Origin of the sequence: Sphaerochaeta sp., from assembly GCF_050256055.1 — a bacterium.
Lineage (GTDB): Bacteria > Spirochaetota > Spirochaetia > Sphaerochaetales > Sphaerochaetaceae > Sphaerochaeta.
The window spans coordinates 1-3,289 of record NZ_JBFWIJ010000062.1 but is presented as its reverse complement, the minus strand read 5'-3'; the positions used below and the strand labels follow the sequence as shown (position 1 = coordinate 3,289).

Sequence of the window (3,289 nt, the reverse complement as noted above, 5' to 3'; positions counted from 1 at the left end):
AGCGCTCCAACGGACCTACCGCTTTGTTGCTCAGCCGCCAGAACCTTGCTCCCCAGGCACGAACCGATGAGCAGCTTTCCCTGATTTCCAAGGGTGCCTATACCCTGTATGAATCGGGTGCAAAGCCTGAGGTCATCCTGATCGGAACCGGCAGTGAGGTCTCCTTGGCACTCGATGCTGCAAAGAAACTTGCTTCGGAAGGCAAGGCTGTGCGTGTTGTTTCCATGCCCTCTCCTGAGGTCTTCGAACAACAGGATGCCGCCTACAAGGAAGCGGTGCTCCCTGCATCAGTGAAGGCCAGGGTTGCCGTTGAGGCTGCCTGGGCTGACTATTGGTTCAAGTATACTGGTCTGGAAGGCAAGATCGTCGGTATGAGGAGCTTCGGTGAGAGCGGTCCTGCCGAAAAGCTCTACGAGTATTTCGGCATCACCTCAGACAAGGTCTACGAAGCTGCTGCTTCCTTGCTGTAGTACCTGAGTCATTTGCTATCTGCTGCCCGCTTTCTTAGGAAGGCGGGCAGTTTTGTGTAAGAATGTTTGGTGAATTTTCCTTGCTCCTGGCATAAGAGAAAGCTAGGATGCAACTATGACAGAAGCAGACAATGGATGTATTGCAGCCCATTCGGCCCAGAAGCTGAGAACACTCTGGTATGATGAGGGAAATTACTCAATTTGGTATGCGCTTCCTACATGTCATCTTATCGTCGACTATTTTGGCTATGGTTCTGTCACCCAAGAGCTATTTGAATATCGTTTGTATACCACCTTCCAAAACACTGTTGTATCTCAAGGGTTGCCTGTTTACCGCTTCCTTGCAGAGGATGTGGCTAATGAGGCCGGTTCCTGGATTGATCGGTTGATTGAGTTCCCCTCAACCTACACTTCAACTCAGGATCGATCGCTCTCTGTTGCTGATTCATCCTTGTTGGAAGACTTTTTCGAGGAACGATTTTGTGAAGTGTATGGAAAGAATGCCCGTATGTTTCTTGTTCGGGAGTATCCCATTCCATCGTTGCATGGTTCGACCTATTCATTGGACTACGTTGTTGAATACATTGATGGCAGCAGAGTGGCCGTCGAGGAAAATGGGATTGCGTACCATCACCCGCAATTAATTGGAAAAGACCGTTATCGAAAACAATTGGAAAAACAGAACATCTGCTCCCTCTTGGGCATCCGTCTCTACCGATTCACTACCCTCGATTGCAGCCACCCCCAGTTGGTTGATGACCAGATACGACACTTTTTCGGGGAGAAGTACCAGTTTCGTCCAGCTGGTCTGAAGGTGGATCGGAGCTATCAGCTTTACGAGCATCAGGTGGATACAATTGAAGGGATCCGAAAGATGCGCGAGAGTGTGCCGGCACCGCATGCTTTGCTTACCGTGCTGCCTACTGCCACCGGCAAATCCAGAATAGTTGAGGAGGATTTGGTTCTTTATCTCGCAGAGCATCCGCAAGCAAAAGTGCTCATTGTCGGCCCAACACATCGTGTATGTATGGACTGGCTGAATCGGATGCATGCGTTGTTTGAATTTGAGCCGATCTCCATTGGGACCAACCTTTCTGATCAAATTGTTGTTGGCACCTATCATCTGCTTTGGCGTGCCTCGAGTCTTATGGATCCCAAGGCGTTCTCCTACCTTGTCGTCGACGAGGCTCACCATGCGGTTGCCCCAGTGATCCGAAGGAGCCTGCAATACTTTGAACCTGATTTTCTCATCGGCTTGACGGCAACACCCCAACGCTTGGACCAAAAAAGATTGGAAGAGGTGTTCGGTACCTATCGCTCTCCCCTAGACCTCAAGCAGGCCATCGATCAAGGCATAGTAGCCAATGTAAGGGCATATCGGATTGAGACCAACCTCAATCTCAGTGAGGTGCGGTTCAATGGAAGAGACTACCTGAACGCCGACCTTGAGAGGACCTTGGTGGTGGATTCACGCAATCGTCTGATTGCAGATGTTTTGAAACGATACTTCACCGATGGGCAGAAAGGGCTTGTGTTTTGCGTCAATGTTGAACATACAAAGCAGTTGGCAGCCCTGTTGGGTGAAGCAGGGTTGTCCGCACGGGCTGTTGATGGCAAGACATGTGATATTGATGCGGTTGTCAAGGAGTTTCGCTTTGGATCGTTGCAGTTCCTCTGCAGCTGCAATCTTCTTACCGAGGGGTGGGATGTTCCTGAAGTGGAAGTTTTGGTAATGGCAAGACCCACCATCTCCAAGGTGCTGTATGTCCAGCAGCTGGGAAGAGGACTGAGAAAGACCACCAAGAAGCAAGATCTCTTTGTCATCGATGTGGTTGATCAATACGGCTATTTGGCTCGTCCATGGTGTGCCCATGCTCTTTTTGGCATGCCTTTCTACACACCTTTCGGATTGATAAGCAAGGCATATCAAGAGGGGGATGTCGTTCAGGTGCTTGGGCTCAGTGAGACTGTCCGAGCGTTGGTACCGATAGATATTTTCACTTTTGAGCAAACCTATGAGGGCTATCTGGACGAGGACCAGACAGCAAGAGAGTTGTATATTGGTACTCAGACACTACGAACCTGGGTGCAGAAGGGCAGTGTACATTCAGATCTATCCCTTCGTCTTGGATCGAGAACCATTTACTACTTTCATCCGGAATCATTGGCCAAGATTCGTGAAACAAAGCAGTTGGGACTGCACACTGATGAGACCTTGAAGGAGGATTTCCTGTCGTTTGTGAGAGAAAAGAACTACACATACTCTTTCAAGATGGTGTTTCTGAAAGGTTTGCTTTCCTTGATGAACCAGCATGGAGAAGCAAGGTTGGATGACATGTTGGAATCATACCGCTCGTTCTACATCCACAGGTTGGATGTTGGATTACCCGTAGACAGGCCGGGTTGCATCTATTCACGCGGTTTTCTTGCAGACACCCCCGCATTGAAGCGGAACATGCTGGCCAACCCATTTGAGAAGTTCGAACGCAAGCGCTTTGTTCAGTACGTGAAGGATTTGGGTCTCATTGCCCTCAACCCCCTTCTTTTCCAAGCCCTTTCATCCCAAGAGATCAAAGAAGTGATTGCCCTCATCAACCAACATCTGCAAGAATACTACCAAGACCTGGGAGGGTTGCCCAATGCCTGACTACTACGAGCATCATGCCGATCTGTTTCTCTCCACCACCAAGGATGTTGATATGGTGAAGCAGTATCAGATGTTTCTTCCGCATCTCAAACCAGTAGCCCGCATCCTGGATGCAGGCTGTGGCAGTGGGCGGGACTGCCTTGTCTTCCTTGGTCGTGGCTTTGTCGTGGAA

The 3,289-nt window shown here is 49.6% G+C and carries 2 protein-coding genes and 1 pseudogene; all 3 read left to right on the top strand.

The annotated features are described in order from the left end of the window. A partial coding sequence (locus AB7C91_RS13700) for a transketolase-like TK C-terminal-containing protein (protein WP_428592412.1) occupies window positions 1-470 on the top strand: 470 nt, incomplete at its 5' end. Between the two features lie 115 nt (window positions 471-585). After that, window positions 586-3,117 carry a DEAD/DEAH box helicase gene (locus tag AB7C91_RS13695; RefSeq protein WP_428592409.1) on the top strand — a complete coding sequence of 844 codons (2,532 nt, stop codon included), beginning with the start codon at window positions 586-588 and terminating at the stop codon, window positions 3,115-3,117. After that, window positions 3,110-3,289: pseudogene (locus tag AB7C91_RS13690) on the top strand (class I SAM-dependent methyltransferase); the annotation flags it as partial. The gene AB7C91_RS13695 and the pseudogene AB7C91_RS13690, both read left to right, overlap by 8 nt.

Bases quoted from the DNA above. Each gene is read 5' to 3' on its own strand.
- AB7C91_RS13695 (WP_428592409.1), top strand. From the start codon at position 586: ATGACAGAAGCAGACAATGGATGTATTGCAGCCCATTCGGCCCAGAAG.